Source organism: Paralimibaculum aggregatum (assembly GCF_030270585.1).
GTDB lineage: Bacteria > Pseudomonadota > Alphaproteobacteria > Rhodobacterales > Rhodobacteraceae > Thermohalobaculum > Thermohalobaculum aggregatum.
On record NZ_BSYI01000095.1, the window covers coordinates 1 to 3019 of the forward strand.

Genomic DNA, 3019 nt, shown 5'->3' on the forward strand with positions numbered 1-3019 from the left:
GTGGAGCGCGCCTATGCCCGCTCCGATCTCCTGGATCGCCGCCGCGCGCTGATGGAGCGATGGGGCAGGTTCTGTACGGGTGACGCAGGCAGGATCGTGGAGCTGCGCGCATGACGGAGAAGGACGACGAGCCGGACACCCCCTCGGCCGCGGTGCGCCATCTGGCGAGGGACGCGATGTTTACGGTCACCCGCATCGAGCAGCGGATCGACGCGACAGATCCCGAGGAGAGGGACAGCTTTCGCGAAGGGCTCATGCTCCGCTTCATTGCGCTGGAGAGCCATTTCAGCGCGGGAGATTGGCCGCCGCTTCTTGGACGCGTGTTCGTCTCTGCGGAGGATGAGACCTGCTGGGGTGAAGTGCCGGCTGAATGGGAGGCCTGCTGGGCGCTCGAAGGCAGGGACCCGCGCGCCGAGACCTTCACGCCGGGCCAGCATCTTATCGAGCGGGGGCTCGATTTCATCCGGCGGCGCGTGGAACCGCTCTCGGAGGACTACTGGCTCATCTCGGAGGCGGAGATGATCCGCATGGTTCTCGATGCCGGGAACGCGGATGATGCGCTTTATGCGGCGTTCGAACTTGGGGCCCTGCGCGAGAAGGCCCGCCAGCATGGCCTGCACCTCGATGACATCACGAAGGCACGCAGGCAGGTCGCCCATGCGCGATCCGCGGGTGCGGCCGGCGCGAAGGAGACGCAGGGCAGAGCCGCCGAATGGCAGATCGTCGCGAGAAGACTGGCGGCGGACAAGTGGGCGCGGATGCCTCAGCGTTCGATCTCCGCGGTGGCCGATGAGGTGAGGCGGGAATTGCGCAAGAGGGGCCTTCAGACGACCCGCAACACCTTTCCAAGCAAGGAAACCGTGAGAAGGGCCATTGGCGATCTCAAGCCGGACAAGGTGCAGAATGCCGGTAAAGGCCGTTAGGCCTTTACCAGCCCGAATTCCCATCCTCGCAGGCATGTTCACCGAACTGCGAGGATCACCATGACCATCCGGCTCACGTCGAAACATGCCAGCAGCAATCAGGCCATTGATGCTGACGCCGCCGATATCCCCGAGTATGCGAGCATCGCCACGACCGCGAAGCTGCTCGACATGTCCTGCGCGACCGTCTGGCGGCGCATCGCGGACGGCACGCTCGAGAGCATGAAGATCGGCGGCATGCGGCGGGTTCTGCTGCGCCGCTCGATCGCCAGGCTCGACGACCGGTAAACGGGGAGGCGCGGCCGCGGGGCCCCCGGGATGCCAGGATCTGCCAGCGCCCAGGCGCCGGAGGACATCACGATCCTCCGCGCGCTCGATGGCCGTCGGCTCGCGAAACGCTGGTCCCGAGGGCATGCACGCCTCGCCAGCCACGACAATGCCAAATGGTTCTCGGTCGAGACCGCAACGCTCTCCGGCGCGCGCGACCTCGCGGGTCTCCTCGGCCGCTTGTCGGGGGACCCCTTTGCCTGCGTGATCCGCGGCGTGCCGCGCAGCGGGATCGATCCGAACAGGACGCGACGAACCTGCCGCGGCTCCGATGCCTGCTTCGATGCCGCGCCCCTGCGCTGGGTGGCGCTCGACATCGACGGCGCTCAACTGCCGGAAACCGCTGATCCGCTCGACCCGGACGATGTGCTCGAGGCGGTGCTCGCCATCCTGCCGGAGGCCTTCGACGGCGTGGCCTTCGCCTGGCAGCTGACCGGCTCGCACGCGATCAGGCCCGGGGCGCGGGTGCGTCTCTGGTTCTGGCTCGACCGGCCGGTCGCCGACGCCGAGCTCAAGCTCTGGCTGTGCGGCGTGCCGCATCTCGATCACGCACTCTTCAATCCGGTGCAGCTCCACTACACCGCCGCACCGATCATCGAGGGCGGGGATTTCCTGCCGCTGCGCACCGGGTTTCGCGATGGGGAGCCGGCCGTGGCCGTGCCTCCGATCCCCGCGGCCCGGCGCTCGGCAGGCGGCGACGGCGACACGCACCAACCTGTCGGCAGGGGGCTTGCCGGCCATCTTGCGCGGATCGGGCGGGGGCCGGGCAAGGACGGCTTTCACGGCCCGATCAGGCGGGCGATCGGTGCGGCCTTCCGGGGCAGACCGGATCTCGACCGCGCGGCGCTCCTCAAGCTGGTGCACGCCCGGGTCGAGCAGGCGCTCGACGAGCGCGCCGATCCCGGAGACCGCGATCGCGACGTTCGCCGCGAGATCCGGGATCTCCTCGACTGGACGGCCGAACGGGAGGCCGAGCGGCAGGCCCCTCAGCCCGCCCGGATGCCGGTTGCCGAAGCCCGGGCGGTGCTTGGCGCGCAGATGGACACGGCCTATGCGGAGATCGCTGCGCACAGCACCCGTCCCGGAGGCGAGCCCCTGCGGTGTCTGATCGAGGCCGGGCCGGGGCTCGGCAAGACCGAGGCCGCGATCCGCCGCTCGGTCGCGCGGATCAGGGCGCTGCGCGCGCAAGGGAATGGCCGCGTCGCGGTCTTCGCGGCGCCGACACACCGGCTCTCCGACGAGCTGGCGGCGCGCATCCGGCAGATCGCCCCCGATCTCCGGGTCGTGGTGTTCCGCGGCCGCGAGGCCCGGGACAGCGACGGCGCGCCGATGTGCTCGAACCTTTCGGCGATCCACAACCTCCAGGCTGTGCTCGGCGATACCGATCTGGTCTGCCGGCAATGCCCGCATTCGGCTGATTGCCGCTACCTCGCGCAGCGGAATGCCGATGCCGATATCTGCATCATCGCCCATCCGCGCCTCTCCGGGAGCCCGCCGGCCGCGATCCGGACCGCCGGGCTCGACCATCTCGTGATCGACGAGTCGCCGGTCATGACCCTGCTGCATGGCGTCGAGCGCGAGGTCACGCTGCCGGTTGCCGCGCTGGTGCGAATGCCGGATGCCGCGCCGGGCCAGCCGATGAACCCCGACCTGAAGGGTGCCCGGTTGCGCCTCGCGCGGGCGCTGGAGCATCCCGGCCCGGTGACGCGCGCCCGGCTCGATGCGTCCGGCCTCACGGCGGCGATGGCGCGCGCCGCGATCCCGGACGA

General features: G+C 69.8%; 3 protein-coding genes. All 3 read left to right on the forward strand.

Features of this window, described 5'->3' with window-relative positions; genetic code table 11:
• The first annotated feature begins 110 nt into the window (after positions 1 to 110).
• Positions 111 to 923 (forward strand): hypothetical protein, encoded by an 813-nt coding sequence (locus QSJ97_RS24325; RefSeq protein WP_285675077.1) that lies wholly within the window; start codon positions 111 to 113, stop codon positions 921 to 923.
• A 60-nt stretch (positions 924 to 983) separates the two neighbouring features.
• Entirely contained in the window at positions 984 to 1211 is a 228-nt protein-coding gene (locus QSJ97_RS24330; protein ID WP_285675079.1) for a MerR family transcriptional regulator, read from the forward strand.
• 30 nt (positions 1212 to 1241) lie between these two features.
• On the forward strand, positions 1242 to 3019 hold a 1778-nt coding region (locus QSJ97_RS24335; RefSeq protein ID WP_285675081.1), incomplete at its 3' end, for a DEAD/DEAH box helicase.

Excerpts from the sequence above, each read along its gene's own strand:
- QSJ97_RS24325 (WP_285675077.1), top strand. The coding sequence starts at position 111 with ATGACGGAGAAGGACGACGAGCCGGACACCCCCTCGGCCGCGGTGCGC.
- QSJ97_RS24330 (WP_285675079.1), top strand. The coding sequence starts at position 984 with ATGACCATCCGGCTCACGTCGAAACATGCCAGCAGCAATCAGGCCATT.